Below are 19,824 nucleotides of genomic sequence, written 5' to 3' on the forward strand. Positions count from 1 at the left end.
CCTAGCTCCACAGCCGGTACTCAGTCGTGGCCGCCAGCGTCTAGGCAGCCCTGTACGTAGTCTTTCTTGACGTTCGTCGCCCCGGCCCGATATCTGGCTTCATATCTGTCCTCGCAGAAATCCGCGCCTGGTCCGCCTGGTATTCGCAGGTATTCCTTCGCGTCGCGGTAGCCCTGCTGGTAGGACGCTTCGTCACGGGGAGGGCCACCTCGATCGACAGCGACGATAACACCGACGGCGGTGAGTGCACCTACCACGGTCGCAATTGCCACCAAAATCTTGCTTCGCTCGGCGTTACCGCCAGGCGGTGTGCGCATTGCCCACATACGCCCGGAGGTTATCAGGCCGCCTAGAGCACCGACCTCGTCCACATTCCCGCTCTAGGGCACCGACGAGCCCCGTCATCGACTCTCCGGTGGCGGGCCAGACCACCGCTTCGGCTCATCGCTCGGGAAGTGCCGGCGCGAAACGCTCGTCGAGCTCCTCCACGGGGGAAAACGTTGGGAGCCAACCGCAACAGTATTTCACCGACAGTCAGTCACTGGTGATCGACGGGGCGCAAAACCCCGCAGATACCCTCGCGGCGGTGTACCTGGATCCGCAGTCGACGGACTATGTTCAACCGGGCTTGTCGGTGAACATCGAGACCCCATTCGATGTGCCTCGGGGACTCAATTTTGACCTGTTCAGGTGTGCTTCTGAGGCGCTCGGTGCTGACGGAAACGTCGACCGAGTCGATGGAGGGGCAGGTTGCGATCGAACATCTCAGCAAGGCGGGTGATCTGATCGCGCTCCTTGACGACGTTCCTAATCGCAGCCCCGGTGACGGCTCCCGTCCGCTGGCGCTCCCGTCCCGCCGCCACCGGGGCGACAATGTGGTGACCGTCGGCGTCGGGTACCACGTGGCGGCATCGAGCGGGTAGCCCAGCGTCTGAGCGGACCACACAGCGTGATGACGGTGGTGGATGCAGCCACCCAGAATCTGCCGGCCGGGCTGAACGTAAAGTGGTCGTCTGGTGCCCGCGGGAGCGAGCGCTGGAGTCTGTCATAGATCGATCACGACGGTTTCGCAGGGCTGTGAGCAACAGATCAGAATGTTCCCCTCTGCGGGACGCTCCAGGGGCTCGGGGTCGTAGCGGACGGTCCCCGAAAGCAGCGCGGTCTCACAGTTGTGACATACCCCGGTACGGCAGGACCAGCGAGTCGGGACGTCACACGTCTCGGCGAATTCGAGCAGAGTGGCGCTGGGCGGTCCCCAGGGAACGGATAGGCCACTGCGTGCGAACTGAACCACGGGGCCGGGTCCGGGCGGCCCCATGGGTGGGTGCGGGGGGATCGACGTCGCAGCGATTCCGGGTGTGAGAGCGGCTGCGGCGCCGAAGAGTTCGGAGTGGACGTGGGCGGGATCCAGTCCGTGGCTCACGAGACCGGAGCTGAGTTCATTCATGAACGCCGACGGTCCGCACAGATAGGCGTGTGCGTCGCGCGGGAGGTCGAGTCGACCGATCGCTTCGCGGGACAGTCGGCCCTGCTCGGTGAAGTCGATGCCGCTCCGGTCAGCCGGTGCTGGACGACTGTAAAAGATGTGAGAACGACTGCCAGGCAACTGGTTCAGCAAATCGCGGCTCTCCTCGGCGAACGGGTGTTCCTCTCCGTTGCGGGCGCCGTGCAGCCACCAGAGCGGACGCTGTGAACGTGTAGCGGCGAGCCAGTGCAGCATCGATAGCACTGGGGTGGCTCCCACTCCGGCGGAGAGCAGAATCAACGGCGCGGGCGCGTCGGTGAGGAAGAAGGTGCCTCGTGGTGCGGCGACGTCGAGGAGATCACCAGGGTGGACGTGACCGTGTATGTGACCGCTGGCCAACCCGTGTGGTTCCCGTTTGACGCTGATTCGGTAGTCCGTGGAGCCTGGCCGGTTCGACAACGAGTAATTGCGAATCAGCGGCGCACCGTTCGGCTCGGGGAAGAGCCGCAACGTAATCGACTGTCCTGGAAGCCATTCCGAAAGGGGTGCGCCCTCGGGGTCAGTTAGCGAGACTGAACGCACATGGCGACTCTCCTCATGAACGGCGCTGACTCGCAGTGGCCGAAACCCAGTCCATGCTGGTGGCGGGCTGCTCGCGGCGGCTGTCAGACCGACGTTGCCCGCCGATCCCGCCGCGCTCCCGGTCTGCTCCGCCAAGCTTTGTAGGGACGCTCGCCAACCGGCGCTCAGTGCTGGAATCCGCAGTGCGCGTTGGAGGGCGTCGCGGGGATGCCCGGGCAGGTAAAGCAGTGCATCGATCTCGGCGACTGACACCTGCTCGGGTCCAGAACTGATTTTGACGATGTCCTGGCCGGCTTCTACTTCACCCTCGTTGATCACCCGACAGTAGAACCCCGGTCGCCCGTGCGAGACCAGCAGTGCCGCCATCCGCGGTTCGCCGATGCGCATGCCGGCGCGGTAGCAGGTGACCCGCGGTTGGGTGACCTCCAGGACCGCCTGCCCAATCCGGTATCGGTCGCCGATGCACACCTCGTCGTCGGGAAGTCCGTCGACAGTGAAGTTCTCCCCCAGCAGCCCAGGCACGAGGTCATCACGGTCGAGCACCTCCCCCCAGTGCCGGTAGGAGTCGAGTTGGTAAACCAGGACGGCGCGATTCTCCCCTCCATGCCCGCCGAGATCACCTTGGCCGTCCCCGTCGACGTTGAGCCGACGCACCATCCGCGGCCCGGTCACCGGGTGCTTCCACGCGCCGGTGTAGACGGTGCGCTGGTTCCAGTCAACATTCCTCGGCATGCCGACATTCACCGACGTCAGTGTCGCCATCATGGTCTCCTCTCCTTGGGGCGAAGCGATGGTCGATCTGGTCTCAGCTGAAACCGGGCATCACCGACAGCCCAGTGACGATCGCCGCGGTGCACACCGCCATCGAGACGACATTGCCGATGAACGGGTGAAAGTGCGGGGGCAGCCGTCGGGCCACCGCCGCGGCGAACGGCGGGCCGGTGAGCGCACCAAGAACCGCCCCGGCCACGATGGCCTGCACAGATCCGTCGAACGCGAGAACCGTTGCCGGAGCGATGGACACGACGGGAACGAAGGTGGGGTACCAGCCGTAAGTTGCCCATTGGCGGTGCCACAGTGCGACGGCCAGCGCGGCAGTCAATACTTGTGACGTCAACGCTTCGGGTAGCAGGTTCCCGATATTGCTTGCCATTGCGGGGTTGAGCAGATAGCTGATGACGGTGCCTGCCAGCAGACCGGCACTGGCCCATTCGTTGCCGATGAACTGGGCATCGGTGAAGTCGGCGATGATCCGACGCGACAGCCATTGCGGCCCTTGCCGATTGGTGTCGACGAAGTGGTGCGGGGACCCCGCGCTGCAGCGCGGCACGACCACTGTTGGGACCCGCATCCAGGGCAGGTGCCGGCAGAGCGCGAACGCCATCAGTGCGCTGATCGCCATGCCGGTGGTGGCCCCGACCACGGGGGGAAGACCAAGGGGGCGGCACCCGAAGTTCACCGCGACCAGGGCGATGGGGGTGCTCAACGCGGCGCCGAGGATCGCGCCGGTCAGCGCCACCGAGCGCCGGCCCCCGTAGACCAGGACGACAGCTGGGGGAACCGAGGCGAACGGGACGAATGTGGGCTGCCACATGCCCGACACAGCAATCGTCCACCCCCACGCCGCGTTGCTCAGCACCAGTCCGAGGGCTGCGCTGCCCACCGCCCAGCCGAACAGGCCAGTGCCGGAGGTGACCGGAAAACCCATCCAGCGCTTCTTCGTCCTGAAGCCTTGGTGGGCGAGGTATCCCCCGAGCAGCATCATCGCCCCGGCCACGGCGGAGTGCGCGTAACCAGGTTCGGTGGTGTCACCCAGGACCCAGGCAGCCCATGACGCACCGTCCAAGTAGTCGCCGTGCCACCTGGTATATCGAGGCATGAACAGCGGTAGAGACGGGCGCAGCCGGGCCAGAACCTGGAGCATCACCGCCGCAACACCGGCGATGAACACCGCCGTCACCCACAGAGTGAACGCCGAGGCGCGTTCCCGCGCTGCGGGATCCGGGCAGGTGGGGTTGTCAGGGACCGCCGGCCTGGCCAGGTCGCCGTCGTGGGTGGGTGAAGGTGAACTACTCACCGCGGTCGAGCTTGCCTCGTAGCTGGGTGTTCTCGGCGTGCAACTCGGCGAGTCGATGGCGGAGCGGAGCGAGGTGTGTTTCGACTTCCTCCACGGTGAACCGCGCTGCGATGTGTTGAGGACGTGTGCTCACGCGCGTACTCCTTCAGGTGACGCCGGGGTGCCCGTCGAGCGGGCGAGGAACGTCAGCAGTTCGTGGTTGACGTCCTCGGCGTAGGTCCACAGCAGACCGTGGGGCGCTCCGGGGATCTCGACGTATTCGGCGCGGGGAAGCAGTGCGTGCAACGGACGTGCGGTGGCGTCGATCGGCAGAATCCGGTCGTGGGTCCCGTGGACGATCAAGACGCTGATGTCGTATCCGGCGATCTTGGCGACGTCGGTCCGAAAGTCTGTGGTCCACGTGATCACCGCGGCTACCGATGCATACGCCGACCCTGAACACGCCGCCTTCCAAGAGCTTTCGATGACGTCGTCGCTGATGCGGGTGCCGAGTGTCTCGTCGGTGTTGTAGACGTCGGCATAGAACTGGTGAAGGAACGCGTAGCGGTCTTTGACTGCGGCGGCTAGGGCCGCAGCGAAGATCGCGCCATCCAGGCCGGCCGGGTTGGTGTCAGTTCGCAGCAGATAAGGCTCGAGAGCGGCTATGAAGACTGCCTTGTCGATCCTGGACGGCCCATAGGTGCCCAAGTAGCGGCAGACTTCCCCGGTGCCCATCGAGAATCCAGCCAAGACGACCTCGGTGACGTCGAGGACCTCGATCAAGGTGTTGAGGTCCGCGGCGAAGGTGTCGTAGTCATATCCGAAGGTCGCGTGCCCGGAGCGGCCAAACCCGCGTCGGTCGTAGGTGATCACGCGGTATCCGGCGGCCAGCAATGCGGGAACTTGTTTCTCCCAGGCGTGCCCGTCGAGGGGGAAGCCGTCGATCAACACGACGGGCTGACCGTTGCCGTGGTCCTCGTAGTAGAGGTCGATGTCGATGGCGTTCTCTACGTCGACGGAGATGAAGGGCATCGCGATCGCCTTTCAACACGATGAGGAGTAGCCGGTGCGCCAGCGGGTAGTTTGGCCAGCACAGCACGGCGCCATCCCTAGCGCATCCTGGGTGAACCCCAGTCGATCAGTGGCGTCATGGTGACGTAAGAGCCCCGCCGGGATGCCCCTCCAGGCCCTCGGCGAGGGCGGACGCGAGTTGGCGCCGCGACGTCACTCCCATTTTCCGGAAGACCTTGCTGAGGTGGTATTCCACGGTGGACGTCGTGATGAACAGTCGACTGGCGATCTCGGCGTTGGTCGCGCCGGCGCCAGCTTGGCGTGCCACCTGGGCCTCCTGAGGTGTCAGGCCGAATGGGTTGTCTGTGCGCGGCGCATCAGCTGTCGTCTGGCCAGCCGCGCGGCGCTCGGCACCCGTGCGGCCGGCGAACGCCGCGGCTCCCATCGCGGTGAACATGTCGTAGGCGGTGCACAGCTGCGCCTGCGCGTCGCGGCGACGCTTCCTACGGCGAAGCCACTCGCCGTAGAGCAGATGTGCACGGGCGAGCTCGGTGCGCATCGCGGTCTCCGCCAGCCGCCTGATGGCATCCCTGTAGTAAATCTCGGCGTCACTGTCGGCGGCCATCAATGCCCGCGACCTCGCCAACAGACCTAGAGCCCACGGGGTAGCAGCGGCGGTGGCGCGTTCGGTCAGCCGCGTCAGCGCCGCTTCAGCTGCGGCCCGGTCTCCGCCACGTACGCCGGCCTCGACGACCTCGGGCAGTACACGGTTCCCGAAGCCTGGCGGGTCATCGTGGAGTATCGGCAATCCCCATCTGAGCGCCTCCGGGTACCGGCCTAGTCCGAGTTCCAAGACGGTGAGACCCATCAGCGCGAATATCTCCAGAATCGAGGCGCCCTTTTGACGACCCCAATCCGCGGTCGAGGATGCCACTGCGCGGCTCTCGCTTTCGCGGCCCTGCCAGGCGCGCACTTCCAATAGGACCCCGGTCGTCGCCGGCGGGGGCACCCCGATTAGCACCGAGATCTCGGCGGCCTCGCCGTAGCTGTTCTCGGCATCGTTCATCTGCCCTGCCCAGGCCTGGCTCGTAGCGAGTCCGGCCAGGGTGATCCGCATCGCCCCCAACGCCCCCTGGCGGCGCTCGATTGCATGGGCGCGTTCGAACATCGCCCGACGACCTTGCTCGTCCCACACGTCGTCGGCGGCGAACCATCCCAGAATCGTTGATGGGATGTCGACATGCGCGGCGACCTCGTCGGTGAACAGCATCGACACCGCGGCTCGCAGCAGCGGGACCGCATCGGCGTAACCGGTGGCGATTCGGGTGGCGAAACCATCCAGCAGCAGGTCGTTGGCACTGGGCGGCCGACCCGGGTCTCGGGCGGCGCCCAGCGCCGCGTGCGCTACCTCTTCGAGGGTCGTGCCGGCGGTGTATTGGCGGGCGACGATCGCAGCCTGCATGGCATCGAACAGAACCTGCCTGACCAGGGACGCGTCGGCCGGTTCGACTTTCGTCGCCGCCTCCAACAGGATGCCGGGGGCATCTTTGTGCCGGGAGAAGAACACCGAGATCGCTGCGCGCAGGCGTTGCACTGCGACGTGCATGCCGGCGTCGTCGAGTCCCGGAGTTGCCAAATCCAGCAGTGCCTCGGCCAGTAGGCCGTTACCAGCCGCCAGGTACGCCTGCGCAGCAGCCAGGTAGCGCAACCCACGTTCTCGGGGGTTGGGCGACAGCTCTGCGGCGCGCGTTAAGAACGCGGCCTGCATGGTGTAGCCACCCCGGCGCTGGGCGCGCACCGCCGAGGCCTGCAGGTCAGCGGCGATCGTCTCCTCGGGAGTCGTCACGGCGGCCGCTCGGTGCCAGGCAGCCTGGTCGTCATCACCGTCACGCTCGGCCACCGTGGCCAGCGCGTCGTGCACGCGCTGACGATCCTCGGATGTCGCACCGTCGTACACCGCCGAGCGGATGAGCGGATGCCGGAATGCGATACGCGGCTCCAAAGACACGATGCCCTGCTGCACAGGGTGATTGGCTGCCGCCGCGGTGACGCCCAGTAACGCACCGGCTCGCTGCACTGTCGACGGCTCATCGTCGGCGCAGGCCGCGGCGACGAGCAGAACGGTGCGTGCCTCAGGAGACAGCGCGGCGATCTGTGCCAGGAAGTGAACTTCGACCCGACGCCCGACCGGTAGGCGGCGCGGCAACGGGAACCGCCCGGCCAACTGTTCGGCGGTGAGTTCCCCGACCAGCTCCAGCATCGCCAGTGGGTTGCCGCCGGTCTCGCTGATCATGCGCGCTGCCACTCGCGGATCCAGCGGCCCGGATACGGCCTTGTCGAGGAGGGTGTGAGCCGACGCCGGATCCAGCGCAGCGATTCGCCGGGTGGGCAATCCGTCCAACGCGGTCAGGTCACCGGCGTGCTCTCGGGCGCTGAACACCATGCCGATGGGGTCGGCGTACAGCCGGCGTGCGATGAATCCCAGCACCGCCAGCGATTCCTGGTCCAGCCACTGGGCATCGTCGATCAGGCAGAGCACCGGGCCCTGCGCGGCGACCTCGGACATCAGCGCCAACGCGGCCAGGCTCACCAAAAGTTGGCTCGGCGGCGGCCCTTCAGTGAGACCGAATATCACTTCCAGCGCGTTGCGTTGCGGGCCGGCCAGCCTGTTCAGGCGATCGAGATGGGGCAAGACGAGCCGGTGCAGTGCAGCGAATCCCAACCGCAGCTCTGATTGCGCTCCGACAATCCACACGGTCGCCGCATCGGTCGCCGAGTCCGCCACGTATTGCAACAAGCGGGTCTTGCCGACGCCGGGTTCGCCGGCGAACACCAGCGAGCTGCTGAAGCCGCCGCGGACGTCGGTCGCGAGCTTGTCGAGCATCGCACACTCCGCAGCCCGCCCGAGGATGGCACCGATAACGCCAGCGTGGTCGATCCGATCATCGGTCAACGCGTCACCCCACGCCCAGCACCGATGCAGACAATGACACCGCCTGCTACGTCGGCGCTATCTGTCGAGAACAGAGAACAGAACTGACCATAGAATTCTGGCAGCGATGCGCCAGCTGTGCACTCTAAGAGTCGCGCAACGCGAGGCATCGAGTGCGTGCCAGACGTCAATCAGCGAGGAACCCATCCGCCCCGAATCAGCACCCAATCACTGGGGTTCATCCCGGATTCGCGCCCGCCTGGTTCCATGGTCGGCTGCAGTACGTCGGCGGCGCCGACACGCACACCACGCCCACTGCCTTGCCGGCCCAGGCACGGGACGGCAGCTTCCGAACAGGTGACGTCCATGAATGCTTTTGCCACTCGATACAACACGGCGACGATCGAAGGACTCGATGTGTTCTACCGCGAGGCCGGCGATCCGAACAACCCCACGTTGTTGCTGCTGCACGGCTTCCCATCCAGCTCCCACATGTTCCGCAACCTGATCAACTCCCTGGCCGACGAATACCACCTCGTGGCCCCGGATCACATCGGATTCGGTCGCTCGGCCATGCCCACCACCACCCAGTTCACCTACAGCTTCGACCGTCTCACCGAAATCACCGAAGGCTTGATCACTCACCTCGGTCTCGAGCGGTTCGCCCTCTACATTCACGACTACGGCGCTCCGATCGGCCTACGCATCGCCACCCGCCGCCCCGAACGGATCACCGCGCTGATAACCCAGAGCGGCAACGCCTACGTAGAAGGCTTCACTCCGTTCTGGGACATCCTGTTCGCCCACGCCAAGGACCGCGCCGCCAACGAGGACGGCGTGCGGGAAAAGTTCACCCCTGAAACCACGTATTGGCAATACACCCACGGCGTACCCGCCGATCGGCTCGACAGGATCGCCCCCGAGACCTGGCAACTCGATCAACTCGGCCTGGACCGCAAGGACAACGACGCCATCCAACTGCAGCTGTTCTGGGACTACCAGTTCAACCTGGACGGCTACCCCGCGTTCCAGGAGTACTTCCGCACACACCAGCCCCCGCTGCTAGTCACCTGGGGCAAGAACGACGAAATCTTCGGCGCCCCCGGCGCTGAAGCGTTCCGACGTGACTTCCCCAATGGCGAATTCCACCTCCTCGACGCCGGACACTTCGCGCTGGAAACCCACGGCGAGGAGATCAGCGGATACATCCGCGACTTCATGCCGCGAGCACTAGCCACCGCAACGACGAACTGACCCGGCCACGCCCACCGGCCGACGACGCCACCATTCGGAGGACGACAGGATGACCGTGTTACAGGGCAAGATCGCCCTAGTAACAGGCGGGACAACGGGTATCGGCTTGGCCACCGCGCAAAGCATCGCCGCAGAGGGCGCCTATGTCTTCTTTACCGGCCGCAATCAACCCAGCATCGACACCGCGATCGCATCCATCGGATCCAACGCCACCGGAATCCGCAACATGGCGATCAACCGGCTCAGGGGAAACTGGCCGGTGCGAAAGATGGCGTGGAGCTACCTGCCGCGCTGTGACCTGACGAGCGCGAGGCGCTCCTGGAGCAGTTCATCGAGTTCTTCGATCGTGCGGCGTTCCAGCAGCATGTCCCAGGGTGTGCGCGGCACTTTGACCTTTTTGGGCTCAGCGGGCTCGCGCCCCGCGATGACCGTGCCCTCCATGCCGTTGCGGCATTGCCAGGTGCCGGGGATCTCCGCGTCGTCGGCGAACGGTATATCGAACTCTTCGCCGTTCCCGGTGCGATACCGCGCGACTGAACGCGGCGCCAAATTGTCTTTGCGGTCAGTCTCGTAACTAACCGACCCGAGTCGACTGCCCCTCATGACGCGATTAGCCATCGTCAACAACTTCCTGAAACGCACACGCGAAAAAGCTGTGTGCAGGTTAGAGCCAGCCAAGCGGGGCCCCAGATGGCTTTACAACCTTCGTCCACCACTCTAGCCCCAGAGGGCCTAGGGGACCTTCTTTGGTATGGAATCGTGCCGCCGCCGCGTGGCGAGGTTGCCCCGATCCACCGGCATCGACTGGCCGGAACAGTGCGACTATGCCCTGGCGCGATGAGCCACTGCGGTGACGCTGCGTGCACCCGCTGCATGCGGGGCCGCGGCGGCAGCCTTGGCGTTTCCCACCGCGGCGGCACCGCCAACCACGAGGCCGGTGAGGTTGATGCCGGGCCCCTCTTTGGTAACGACTGCGCCGGTTTGCAGAATCGACCCCGCGATCGCCAGCGGGCCGGCGCCGGCCTCGACGACGTTGCCGGTGCCCAAGACGTCGAACGCCCACCCCAACACAGCGGGACCGCTTGCGCCCTTCGCTATCACCGTCGCACTTCCAAAAAGACTGGTGGCATTGGAGAGAATGCCTTCGGCGAGGACGTCACCGGTCGCACCGACGTTGACGCCGACATCGCCGTTGCCGACGGCCACCACGCTTCCGTTGCCCAAGAAGTTCACTGACAGATTGCCCAGCCCTGTCGCCGAACTGATGTGCGTACCCTGATTCGACAGGTTCACCGCAATATTGCCGAAGTCGGCCGGATCGCCCGCCAATGCCGAACTCGTTGCACCCCCGACACCGCCGGCAAAGGCCATCGAAAGATAGCCCTGCGCAACAGATTCACTGTCGTTGCCGAGTGCGGTCGCGGTGTTGAACAGGCCGCCTGCGGAGGTGACGGCCGTCGCGCCGGTGCCAAACGCGAATGCGCCACCGAAAAGCCCGTTGGCATAAGCGGTCGCGTTGGTGCCGACAGCAATGGCGATGCTGGTCACGGTACTGGTACAGGATGCGGTGTTACCGATACCGAAGAACGATGCGCAGGAGGCGCTAGCCGAGGGCGCCGCGCTCAGACTGACGGTGGCCAAGGCCCCGGCGGTCAACGCCCCGAGCAGCGCGGCGCCGGTGAGCGTGATGCGAGTTGCGGTGTGCTGGCCCATGAAGGTTCCTTTATTAGTGGCACCCCCGGCGCGTAATTTACGCCTCCGTAAGGCCATTGGCACCCGTAATGGATCAGCCGCGCGAGGCACGGACTCGCCTACCTCGGCACTGCCGAAATCTCACCTGGCGGATGACTTTTGCCCACGCACCCGCCAGTGAGTTGAACAAGACTGATAGTCCCAAAAATCACCCACGCAGCCCGTCCACCGTCGTAGGCTGCCAACCATGACCGCGCCCGCGCAGCTGCCGTTCCGCCAACGTCATCCACTGCGCTCCCCCGACCAACTGCTCGCCCTGCAGGGCAGCGGGCCGATCCACAAGATCCTCACCGCCGTCGGCGACGAGGCCTGGCTGGTCACCGGTTACACCCTGGTGCGCCGGCTGATGGACGACGAACGGCTGGGCCGTACCCACCGCGACCCGGCCAACGCACCCCGCAGCCGGACGTCGGCGTTGTTCGGCGGCCCGATCGGCGACTTCGACTCCGAACCCACCGACCACGCCCGAATGCGCCAGCTGCTGCAGCCGCACTTCGGCCCTCGCCATATGCGAACGCTGCAACCCAAGATCGAAGGCTTGTGCACCGCCCTGCTCGACGACATGGAACGCCAGGGATCGCCTGCCGACCTACTGACCAGCCTGGCCCAGCCACTGCCGATTCTGGTGATCTGCGATCTGCTCGGCGTGCCCTATGAAGACCGAGATCGCTTCCGGCTGTGGGTCGACGACGCCGCGTTCTCGCCCGACGACGACGTGTCGCTGAAGGGTCTGGAGAAACTGCTCGGCTACGGCATGGAGCTGGTCGCTGCCAAGCGTGCCCACCCAGGCGACGACGTCATCTCCCGCCTGTGCGACGAACCCGACCTCGCCGACTTCGAGATCGCCACCCTGGCCATGCAGCTGCTGTTCGCCGGACACGAAACCACGGTGACGCAGATCTGGGTCGGCTCGCTGCTCCTGCTCACCAACCCCGACCAGTGGCAGGCCCTGCTTGCCGACCCCGACCTGATCCCCAAGGCTGTCGAGGAAATCCTGCGCGCGGGCATGGTCGGCGGGGTCGGCGTCCCCCGGTACGCGCGAGCCGACATCGACGCCGACGGGGTGACGATCCGCGCCGGCGACCTCGTTCTGCTGGACCCGGGAGCGGCCAATCACGACCCCGAGTTCTTCGCCGACCCTCATCGCGTCGACCTCGCCCGCACCGGCGCCGCCCATGTCGGCTTCGGCTATGGCTTGCATTACTGCGTCGGCGCCGCGCTGGCCCGCCTCGAGCTCAAGACCGTCTATTCGCAGCTGATCCCCCGGTTCCCGAACCTGCGGCTACAGGTCGACCCGTCGACCATGACCGCCGGCTTCCATTCCCTCTCGCACGGCCTGGTCGCCCTGCCCGTGACCTGGTAGCCACAGCCTGACTCGTTCGTCAATTTTTCTTGCCAAGTCGGCCTTCCGGTGGTCGCGTTTGTCGTACATTTCTGAGGACGCTGAAATGCAGCCGACCGGTCGGGGTCCCGGTCACAATCACGCCGAAGCCCGACCGTCACAAGCGGGTCTCCAGGGGTGGGCTACGCGAAGTGGCCACCCCCTTGGGCCACCGGGCCCCCCGCCCCTGGGGACCACTTGGCGGCCCTCTACAGCGTCATTTCAGTACCACCCGAAACTAGCCTGTGGTCAGCACGCCTCCCGGCGACAGCGTCTTCTTACGCGCCGGGCGGTGGCTGGTCCTCCGACCAGAGGCAATCACCACTGAGCACAATCGTGAACAGCTTGGGCAACACGTCCAACGACATCGGCTGCCCTGGCGTGCTCTGCGAATGCACCAGGGGTGCAAGCACTCCCGCACTCACCACGGTGACCTGATCGGCTCCGCACACGGTGGCCGGATTCAGTGGGGTGGCGGTCCACTGCCCAGAGCGCAGATTCGGATTGCGAAAGCCCTGACCATGCAACGTGATCTGCGGCCCGTAGCTCAGCCACCGGCTGGCGGGGTCGAAAGGGGTGACAGCCGGCGTCCAACTGCCGGGACGGTCGGGCTGCGGCTGGCAGAACAAATAATCAGCCCCGCCGGGCAGTTGCGTCATGACGTTCGCGAAGTCGATCGGGCACGGCGCACCGGCCTGCGGCACCGGGTCGTCGGCACGAGCAGGCCCCGAGCCGAACGACAACGCGGCAGCCGCCACCAGCGCGAGCGCGCCGCAGCGCCGCACGGCTACCCGTACAACTGGTCGATGTTGTCGTGGAAGTTGTCCACGACAGCTTTGCGCTTCAGCTTCAGACTCGGCGTCAAATCGCCTGCCTCGACGGTCAATTCACGATCGATAATGGAGATCCGCTTGACCTGTTCCCAACGGTTGAGGTGCTTGTTCAGAGTATCGACGTACCCCTCGACCATCTCCTTGGTCTTGCCGTCACCGGCGACCTCACTGAAGGACTTGCCCTCCAAGCCGTTTCGGTCGGCCCACTCGCGGATGGCTTCCCCGTCCAGGCTCACCAGCGCAACGCAGTAAGGCTTGCCCTCGCCATAGACGATGATCTCGCTGGCGAAGGGGCACAGGCCCTTGAATGTCGCCGAAATTGCCGAGGGCGCAACATACTTGCCCTGCGAGGTCTTGAACATGTCCTTCTTGCGGTCGGTGATCCGCAGGTACCCCTCGGCGTCGAGCTCGCCGATGTCACCGGTGTGGAACCAGCCGTCGTCGCCGATCGCCTCAGCCGTGGCCTCGGGCAGGTCGTGATACCCGCTCATCACGCCCGGTCCCTTGAGCAGCACCTCGCCGTCGTCGGCGATCTCGACGTCTGTGTAGGGCAACGTCCATCCCACCGTGCCGAACCGGTAAGCCTCCGGACGATTCAACGTCGATGCCGCCGACGTCTCGGTCAGCCCATACCCCTCGAGCACGACGGTCCCGACCGCGTCGAACCACTGGGCCACATCGCGGTCCAGCGCGGCTGAACCCGAGATGAAGAACCGCAGCCGTCCGCCGAACCGCTGCCGGATGGTGGAGAACACCAGCCGGTCGGCAATCGCGTGCTGCAGGGCGAGCCCCGCACCGACCCGATGACCCGCTTGGTTGGCGCGCGAGACCCGCAGCCCCACGTCGACCGCCCAGTCGAACAGACGCTTCTTGATCCCACCCTCTTCGGCGATCGTTTCGGTGATACGCCCGTGCACTTTTTCGAAGATGCGCGGCACCGCGCCCATGAATGTCGGCCGGATGATCGCGAGGTTCTCGACGATCTTGTCGACCCGGCCGTCGATGACCGTCGGGAAACCCATCACCAACGGCATTGCCAGCATCACCTTGCCGAACGAATGTGCCAGCGGCAGCCACAGGTAATTGAGGTCCTTGTCGGACAACACATGTAGCGAGTGCAGCGCCGTCGCCGTGTACGTCCACGCCTCATGGTTGAGCCGCACACCCTTGGGCTTGCCAGTGGTGCCGGAGGTGTAGATCAGGGTGGCGAGCTGCCCGGGCGAGATCGCCTCGATCCGGTCGGTGACCGCGGTGGGGTTGTCCGCCAACAGCTGCTTGCCCAGTTGTTCGAGGTCCTCGAGGGTGATCACCCAGTCGTCCTCGCTCTTGCCGTCGATGATCACCACCTTCTCGACGGCGGGCAGTTCAGCGCGGTGGGCGACCAGCTTGTCGACCTGAGACTGGTTCTCCGCCACCACAACCCGGCTGCCGGAGTTGGCGACGATGAACGAGGTGTCCTCGGCGTTGGTCGACGGATACACCGTCGTCGTGGCCGCGCCGGCCGACAGAATGCCGAAATCGACGACCACCCACTCGTAGCGAGTCCCCGACGCCAGCGCCACCCGGTCTTCGGGGTTGATCCCCAGCGCGATCAAGCCGGCCGCGATCAGTTCGACCCGATCACCGACCTGCTGCCAGGTGACGCTCGTCCACCCGTCGTTGTCGGGATAGCGGAACGCTTCGCTAGTGGGCGTGGCCGCAACGCGGTCAAGGAACAGCCGCGGCACCGACGGTGCCCGGTTGTCGATCTTGCTCACGTCCGGCTGCTCTTGGGACTTACGCAGGCCTGCCATGGCGCCGAGTTTATGGACTTCGCCGCAAGACCGGTAGCAAATCGGGAACGGAGCGAACCACTCGCCGTCAACTCACGGTTGACGAATCGAAATCGTCAACCTAGGGTTGACGAATGGGAGAACCCGTTCGCATCGCCTATCCCGTCCGCCTCGACGACCTGATCGATGCCATCAAGCACGTCCACGGCGACGCCCTCGAGCAACTCTCCGACGCCGTTTTGACCGCCGAAACTCTCGGCAATCTCGCCGACCAGCTGATCGGCCACTTCGTCGACCAGGCCCGGCGTTCGGGCGCCTCGTGGACCGACATCGGCAAGAGCATGGGTGTCACCAAACAGGCCGCCCAGAAACGCTTCGTCCCCAAGATGGCCAACCTGAATGCCGAGGACCTCGACCCGGCCCACGGCTTCTCCCGATTCACCCCACGGGCCCGTAGCGCCGTCGTCGCCGCCCAGAACGCCGCACACCAGGCCGGCAATGCCGAGATCACCGCAGACCATCTCCTCCTGGGCCTGATCACCGATCCCACCGCGCTGGCCACTCCCCTGCTGCGCGCCCAGCAGATCACCCCCGATGCGGTGCGCGCCGCCATCACGGTGCCACCGCCGGCCGCCGAACAGCCCGCCCTCATCCCGTTCGACACCGAGGCGCGCAAAGCGTTGGAGCTGACGTTCCGCGAGGCACTTCGCTTGGGCCACAACTACATTGGCACCGAACACCTGCTGCTGGCCCTGTTCGAGGCAGAGGACGAAGACGGCACCCTGCACCGGCTCGGCTTCGACAAGGCCCGCGCCGACGCCGACATCGCCGAGACCCTCGCCGCGATCACGACGGCACAGAAGTCCTGAGCCATCAAAATCTGGCCCCGGCCCGTCAGAGGCTCGTCAAGAAATCCCTATCCGCGCGGTGCTCGGCGTATCGATTGAGTCATGACGTTGTCGGAGTTACTTCCCTCGCTCGGCCACGCCGGCCTCGACCGGCAACTGTGGCCGTCGACCACACACCTAGACGAACTCGGTCGGGTCTGCATCGGTGGGGTGCCCCTGACCGAGGTCGCCGATGAATTCCGCACCCCCACCTACGTCTTGGACGAACAAGACTTCCGCACCCGGATCCGTCGCTACCAGAGCGCCCTGCCGGGCGTATCGATCGTCTACGCCGGCAAGTCGCTGCTGACCACCACCATTGCCCGCTGGATCGCTCAAGAAGGGCTCGGCCTCGACGTCTGCTCGGGTGGCGAGCTGGCCACCGCGATGGCCGCCGGCGTGGACCCGGCGCGGATCATCCTGCACGGCAACGCCAAGACGCCCGATGAGCTGCGTGACGCCGCCGCCATCGGTGTCGGCCGGATAGTTGTGGACTCCCCGCTGGAGATCGCCTTCCTGGCCGGACAGGTACGCGCACGCCAAACGGTGCTGCTGCGCGTCATCCCCGGCGTGGACATCGGCGGGCATCCCGCAGTCACCACAGGCGTCGACGACCAGAAGTTCGGGTTCACCATCGCCGGCGACCGGGCGCGGGACGCCGTCCAGCGCATCCTGAACCAGCCGTGCCTGTCGCTGACCGGACTGCACTGCCACATCGGCTCTCAGGTCGCCGATCCCACCCTCTACGGCCAGACTATCGCCAGGATGATCGCCCTGATGGCCGACATCCGCACGCGGTTCGGGGTCACCCTGCCCGATCTGGACATTGGCGGCGGGCACGCGGTGCCCTACGTCGCGGGCGACCCCGAGCTCAACCTCGCCCGCTTCGCCGAGGTCATCGAACACAGCCTCGAATCCGCCTGTACAGCAGCTGATTTCCCCCGACCCGCATTGACCATCGAACCCGGCCGGGCGATCAGCGCTCGCGCCGGGATCACCCTCTACCGGGTGGTCGCGGTCAAATCTCAGCCCGGCGGCCGAACATTCGTCGCCGTCGACGGCGGCATGAGCGACAACCCCCGGGTGGCCCTCTACGGCGCGAAATACACTGTCGCTCTGGCCAACCGGCACACCGCCACACCATCAGCGACGGTGACTGTGGTAGGCCGCCACTGCGAGGCCGGTGACGTGATCGCCCGCGATGTAGAACTGCCCGCCGACGTGCACCCCGGCGACCTGCTGGCCGTGGCCTGCACCGGTGCGTATCACCACAGCATGGCGTCGAGCTACAACATGGTTGGGCGTCCACCGCTGGTCGCCGTGGCTGAGGGCCGGTGCCGCCAGCTCATCCGCCGGGAGACCATCGCCGACCTGTTGTCGCGCGACTGTGATGTGCCCTCACTCCCCTGGGGGTGAGGAGGGCAATCGGGCGGCCCGAACATCGCGGTGCCAGCGCCTGGATCAACCCCAGAGGCGGGGTTTCTTCCACGCTTTCTCATCGCCTACCACGTCGGTCCACTGACCCGACTCGTACCGGTGCGGCTTTCCCTCGCCGCGTCGGATGACATCGAGCGAGCCGTCGTGGTGCTTGACATACGAGTCGCCGAACCGCATGTAGTCGTCATTTTCGCCATCCGGCAGCGTCACGATAACGGTCATGATCGGACGCCTTAGCGCACGATCTCTGGGATTGAATTGATCCCGTGCAGGATCTGCACGGCCAATTCGCCAGCGGCCTTGTCGCCGAGCTTGGAATGAGTCTTGATGATCTCCGCAACCAGCTCCAGGCGATGGAGGTACGGCGTACGAAGAGTTGTTGGCGAAGCCATGAATTCCTTCTTTTGCCGAACATTTCCGCTCGTAATCGAGCTGCCCGGTACAGTCGACAGTACGCCTATTCTCGACGCCGAGGTTGACTCTGAGCCGCCCGGTTTGAATCGCTTTGATTTTCAATGGCTCTCAACGTTGGGCGTAGGGTCAGGTCATCGGGATCACGAAGGTCCCGGTCGGACCAGGACCTGACGTGCCTGGAGCAAGGCCCCAAAAAATATTAATGCCCAACCGCTTTCGCTTGGAATTCTCGCCCGCTCCCGCAAGGAGAATGAGCGACGACTCCCGATCCACCCGGCACATCTGAGCCGGATCGATCCTGCGCTCCGATCGCGGATATTTCTTGAGCACGGCTACGGCTCAGACTTTGGCGCCACCGATGATGCGCTGTGCGAGCTCGTCGGTGGAATTGGCAGCCGCACCCAGCTCATCGATGATTGCGATGTCATCCTGTTGCCCAAAGTCCAGGCCCAGGACCTCGCGGAAATCCATGAGGGACAAGTTGTTTTAGGTTGGCCACACTGTGTGCAGGATGTCGCGCTCACCCAGGCCGCCATCGACCGGCGGCTGACACTGATCGCCTTTGAGGCCATGAACCACTGGCGTCCAGACGGCGGGTTCGGTCTGCATGTCTTTCACAAGAACAACGAGCTCGCGGGCTATTGCTCGGTGTTGCACGCCATGCAACTGGTCGGGGTCACCGGCAGCTACGGTCGCCGGTTGCGGGCCGCCGTCATCGGGTTCGGCGCGACCGCCCGCGGAGCCATCACCGCGTTGAACGCCCACGGCGTTGACGATGTGCGGGTGCTGACCAATCGTGACGTCGCCGCCGTCGGTTCGCCGATCCACTCCACCCAGATCGTTCAGATGGGGAACCATCCCGACGGGTCCGACCGAGTCTGGGCCGACGGAGAAGACGGTCCGATCCCGGTGGCCCGCTATCTCGCGGGCAACGACATCGTCGTCAACTGCGTTCTGCAAGATCCCAGCGCGCCCTTGATCTTCGTCACCCAGGAAGAACTGGGCGCGTTCGCCAAAGGCAGCCTGATCGTCGACGTCTCGTGTGACGTGGACATGGGCTTCAGTTGGGCGCGCCCAACCTCATTCGCCCATCCAATGATCGAGGTGGGCGATGGCGTGCACTATTACGCCGTCGACCACAGTCCCTCATATTTGTGGAACTCGGCGACGTGGGAGATCAGCGAGGCGCTGTTGCCACACCTCGAGATCCTGCTGGCCGGGCCTGCGGCGTGGAAGGAGAACGCGACCATCTCTCGGGCCGTCGAGATCCGCGACGGCATCGTCGTCAATCCCAAGATCCTGGCTTTCCAACATCGCGACGAGTCCTACCCGCACGCTGTTCGCATCGGTCGGCACCGCACGCGCGGGTCAAAGCCGTTGGGCGAGTTGGCCCTGAACCGGCCGCTACCCTCCAACTAGTCACGGGCGGCGCCAGCGTTCACCGGAGGATCAGACCATGAACCCATCCGGCCGACATGAGGTCGGCAGTGCCGAGGCTACCGACGCCGATGAGCTCGCCGCCGTAGCCGCCGCCACGTTCCCACTCGCCTGCCCGCCCACGTCGCCACCCGACGAGATCGCGGCGTTCATCGCCGCTCACCTGTCCCGCGAGCGTTTCGTCGACTACCTGGCCGACCCGTCGCGCACGGTGCTCACCGCCCGCGACCGCGGCACGATCGTCGGCTACGCCGTCCTCGTCGACGGAGTGGGCGACGACCCCGACGTCGCCCGGGCGGTGACCATCCGTCCCGCGGTCGAGCTGTCCAAAATCTACGTCCTTGCCGACAACCACGGCTCCGGTGCGGCCGCGGCGCTGATGGCCGCCGCCGCCGACCGTGCCGCCGGCACAGGCGCGCGTTGCCTCTGGCTGGGTGTGAACCAGAAAAATGAACGGGCGCAACGGTTCTATACCAAGGGCGGCTTCAGGATAGCCGGCACCAAAACGTTCCACCTCGGCGCGCACACCGAGCATGACTTCGTCATGGTCCGGACACTGCGATCCGACGCCTTGCGCGGACTGGCCCCTGGTTTAGCCGTGGGCCCGTAAT

General features: G+C 65.5%; 18 protein-coding genes and 1 pseudogene. 8 read left to right on the top strand and 11 right to left on the bottom strand.

Features of this window, described 5'->3' with window-relative positions; genetic code table 11:
• The first annotated feature begins 710 nt into the window (after positions 1–710).
• Positions 711–923: a hypothetical protein gene (locus CG716_RS00665; RefSeq protein WP_133066843.1), complete on the top strand. Its 213-nt coding sequence runs from the start codon at positions 711–713 to the stop codon at positions 921–923.
• A 122-nt stretch (positions 924–1,045) separates the two neighbouring features.
• Here the strand turns inward: CG716_RS00665 and CG716_RS00670 are convergent, their stop codons facing one another.
• The 5 genes from CG716_RS00670 to CG716_RS00685 all read right to left on the bottom strand — a co-directional run bounded on the left by CG716_RS00670 (position 1,046) and on the right by CG716_RS00685 (position 8,067).
• On the bottom strand, positions 1,046–2,809 hold the full coding sequence (locus CG716_RS00670; RefSeq protein ID WP_094475922.1) for an MOSC and FAD-binding oxidoreductase domain-containing protein: 1,764 nt from the start codon (positions 2,807–2,809) through the stop codon (positions 1,046–1,048).
• Positions 2,810–2,852: 43 nt separating this feature from the next.
• Positions 2,853–4,124, bottom strand: a complete 1,272-nt coding sequence (locus CG716_RS00675; RefSeq protein ID WP_133066844.1) for a hypothetical protein — start codon at positions 4,122–4,124, stop codon at positions 2,853–2,855.
• Positions 4,117–4,257, bottom strand: a complete 141-nt coding sequence (locus tag CG716_RS30020; RefSeq protein ID WP_165773988.1) for a hypothetical protein — start codon at positions 4,255–4,257, stop codon at positions 4,117–4,119. Before CG716_RS30020 ends, CG716_RS00675 begins: the two co-directional genes overlap by 8 nt.
• The gene (locus CG716_RS00680; RefSeq protein WP_094475448.1) at positions 4,254–5,135 is read right to left on the bottom strand and encodes an alpha/beta fold hydrolase; all 882 of its coding nucleotides are present in this window, start codon (positions 5,133–5,135) and stop codon (positions 4,254–4,256) included. The genes CG716_RS30020 and CG716_RS00680 overlap by 4 nt, the downstream gene beginning before the upstream one ends.
• A gap of 115 nt (positions 5,136–5,250) precedes the next feature.
• Entirely contained in the window at positions 5,251–8,067 is a 2,817-nt protein-coding gene (locus CG716_RS00685; protein ID WP_094475449.1) for a helix-turn-helix transcriptional regulator, read from the bottom strand.
• A gap of 345 nt (positions 8,068–8,412) precedes the next feature.
• Between CG716_RS00685 and CG716_RS00690 the strand changes: the two genes are divergently transcribed.
• Together CG716_RS00690 and CG716_RS30590 are read left to right on the top strand one after the other, a co-directional pair.
• Positions 8,413–9,300, top strand: coding sequence for an alpha/beta fold hydrolase (locus CG716_RS00690; RefSeq protein WP_094475450.1), 888 nt, complete (start codon positions 8,413–8,415; stop codon positions 9,298–9,300).
• A gap of 49 nt (positions 9,301–9,349) precedes the next feature.
• Positions 9,350–9,499 (top strand): annotated as a pseudogene (locus CG716_RS30590) (SDR family NAD(P)-dependent oxidoreductase); the annotation flags it as partial.
• A gap of 80 nt (positions 9,500–9,579) precedes the next feature.
• On the opposite strand, the gene CG716_RS00700 reads toward CG716_RS30590, so the two are convergent.
• Complete coding sequence (locus CG716_RS00700; protein WP_094475451.1) at positions 9,580–9,918, bottom strand: RNA polymerase-binding protein RbpA; 339 nt, start codon at positions 9,916–9,918, stop codon at positions 9,580–9,582.
• Between the two features lie 204 nt (positions 9,919–10,122).
• Positions 10,123–11,013, bottom strand: a complete 891-nt coding sequence (locus tag CG716_RS00705; protein WP_094475452.1) for a hypothetical protein — start codon at positions 11,011–11,013, stop codon at positions 10,123–10,125.
• 226 nt (positions 11,014–11,239) lie between these two features.
• Between CG716_RS00705 and CG716_RS00710 the strand changes: the two genes are divergently transcribed.
• Positions 11,240–12,415 carry a cytochrome P450 gene (locus CG716_RS00710; RefSeq protein WP_094475453.1) on the top strand — a complete coding sequence of 392 codons (1,176 nt, stop codon included), beginning with the start codon at positions 11,240–11,242 and terminating at the stop codon, positions 12,413–12,415.
• A 296-nt stretch (positions 12,416–12,711) separates the two neighbouring features.
• Here CG716_RS00710 and CG716_RS00715 read toward each other — a convergent pair whose 3' ends face one another.
• Together CG716_RS00715 and CG716_RS00720 are read right to left on the bottom strand one after the other, a co-directional pair.
• Positions 12,712–13,218 carry a hypothetical protein gene (locus tag CG716_RS00715; protein WP_094475454.1) on the bottom strand — a complete coding sequence of 169 codons (507 nt, stop codon included), beginning with the start codon at positions 13,216–13,218 and terminating at the stop codon, positions 12,712–12,714.
• A 2-nt stretch (positions 13,219–13,220) separates the two neighbouring features.
• Positions 13,221–15,059, bottom strand: coding sequence for an AMP-dependent synthetase/ligase (locus CG716_RS00720; RefSeq protein ID WP_094475455.1), 1,839 nt, complete (start codon positions 15,057–15,059; stop codon positions 13,221–13,223).
• Positions 15,060–15,172: 113 nt separating this feature from the next.
• On the opposite strand from CG716_RS00720, the gene CG716_RS00725 reads away from it, so the two are divergent.
• Positions 15,173–15,907 (top strand): Clp protease N-terminal domain-containing protein, encoded by a 735-nt coding sequence (locus CG716_RS00725; RefSeq protein WP_094475456.1) that lies wholly within the window; start codon positions 15,173–15,175, stop codon positions 15,905–15,907.
• Positions 15,908–15,988: 81 nt separating this feature from the next.
• On the top strand, positions 15,989–17,341 hold the full coding sequence (gene lysA, locus CG716_RS00730) for a diaminopimelate decarboxylase (protein ID WP_094475457.1): 1,353 nt from the start codon (positions 15,989–15,991) through the stop codon (positions 17,339–17,341).
• 45 nt (positions 17,342–17,386) lie between these two features.
• On the opposite strand, the gene CG716_RS00735 is transcribed toward lysA, so the two are convergent.
• Positions 17,387–17,584, bottom strand: coding sequence for a hypothetical protein (locus tag CG716_RS00735; RefSeq protein WP_094475458.1), 198 nt, complete (start codon positions 17,582–17,584; stop codon positions 17,387–17,389).
• Between the two features lie 11 nt (positions 17,585–17,595).
• The gene (locus CG716_RS30025; protein WP_165773989.1) at positions 17,596–17,754 is read right to left on the bottom strand and encodes a DUF6307 family protein; all 159 of its coding nucleotides are present in this window, start codon (positions 17,752–17,754) and stop codon (positions 17,596–17,598) included.
• A gap of 220 nt (positions 17,755–17,974) precedes the next feature.
• Here CG716_RS30025 and CG716_RS00740 point away from each other — a divergent pair, with 220 nt between their 5' ends.
• Together CG716_RS00740 and CG716_RS00745 are read left to right on the top strand one after the other, a co-directional pair.
• The gene (locus CG716_RS00740) at positions 17,975–19,195 is read left to right on the top strand and encodes a N(5)-(carboxyethyl)ornithine synthase (protein WP_094475459.1); all 1,221 of its coding nucleotides are present in this window, start codon (positions 17,975–17,977) and stop codon (positions 19,193–19,195) included.
• A 37-nt stretch (positions 19,196–19,232) separates the two neighbouring features.
• On the top strand, positions 19,233–19,823 hold the full coding sequence (locus CG716_RS00745) for a GNAT family N-acetyltransferase (RefSeq protein WP_094475460.1): 591 nt from the start codon (positions 19,233–19,235) through the stop codon (positions 19,821–19,823).
• The last annotated feature ends 1 nt before the right edge of the window (position 19,824 follow it).

It is taken from the genome of Mycolicibacterium sphagni, assembly GCF_002250655.1.
Classification (GTDB): Bacteria; Actinomycetota; Actinomycetes; order Mycobacteriales; family Mycobacteriaceae; genus Mycobacterium; species Mycobacterium sphagni.

Bases quoted from the DNA above. Each gene is read 5' to 3' on its own strand.
- CG716_RS00690 (WP_094475450.1), top strand. From the start codon at position 8,413: ATGAATGCTTTTGCCACTCGATACAACACGGCGACGATCGAAGGACTC.
- CG716_RS00705 (WP_094475452.1), bottom strand. From the start codon at position 11,013: ATGGGCCAGCACACCGCAACTCGCATCACGCTCACCGGCGCCGCGCTG.
- CG716_RS30025 (WP_165773989.1), bottom strand. From the start codon at position 17,754: ATGGCTTCGCCAACAACTCTTCGTACGCCGTACCTCCATCGCCTGGAG.
- CG716_RS00745 (WP_094475460.1), top strand. From the start codon at position 19,233: ATGAACCCATCCGGCCGACATGAGGTCGGCAGTGCCGAGGCTACCGAC.
- lysA (WP_094475457.1), top strand. From the start codon at position 15,989: ATGACGTTGTCGGAGTTACTTCCCTCGCTCGGCCACGCCGGCCTCGAC.
- CG716_RS00670 (WP_094475922.1), bottom strand. From the start codon at position 2,809: ATGGCGACACTGACGTCGGTGAATGTCGGCATGCCGAGGAATGTTGAC.
- CG716_RS00735 (WP_094475458.1), bottom strand. From the start codon at position 17,584: ATGACCGTTATCGTGACGCTGCCGGATGGCGAAAATGACGACTACATG.
- CG716_RS00720 (WP_094475455.1), bottom strand. From the start codon at position 15,059: ATGGCAGGCCTGCGTAAGTCCCAAGAGCAGCCGGACGTGAGCAAGATC.
- CG716_RS00710 (WP_094475453.1), top strand. From the start codon at position 11,240: ATGACCGCGCCCGCGCAGCTGCCGTTCCGCCAACGTCATCCACTGCGC.
- CG716_RS00680 (WP_094475448.1), bottom strand. From the start codon at position 5,135: ATGCCCTTCATCTCCGTCGACGTAGAGAACGCCATCGACATCGACCTC.
- CG716_RS00725 (WP_094475456.1), top strand. From the start codon at position 15,173: ATGGGAGAACCCGTTCGCATCGCCTATCCCGTCCGCCTCGACGACCTG.
- CG716_RS00700 (WP_094475451.1), bottom strand. From the start codon at position 9,918: ATGGCTAATCGCGTCATGAGGGGCAGTCGACTCGGGTCGGTTAGTTAC.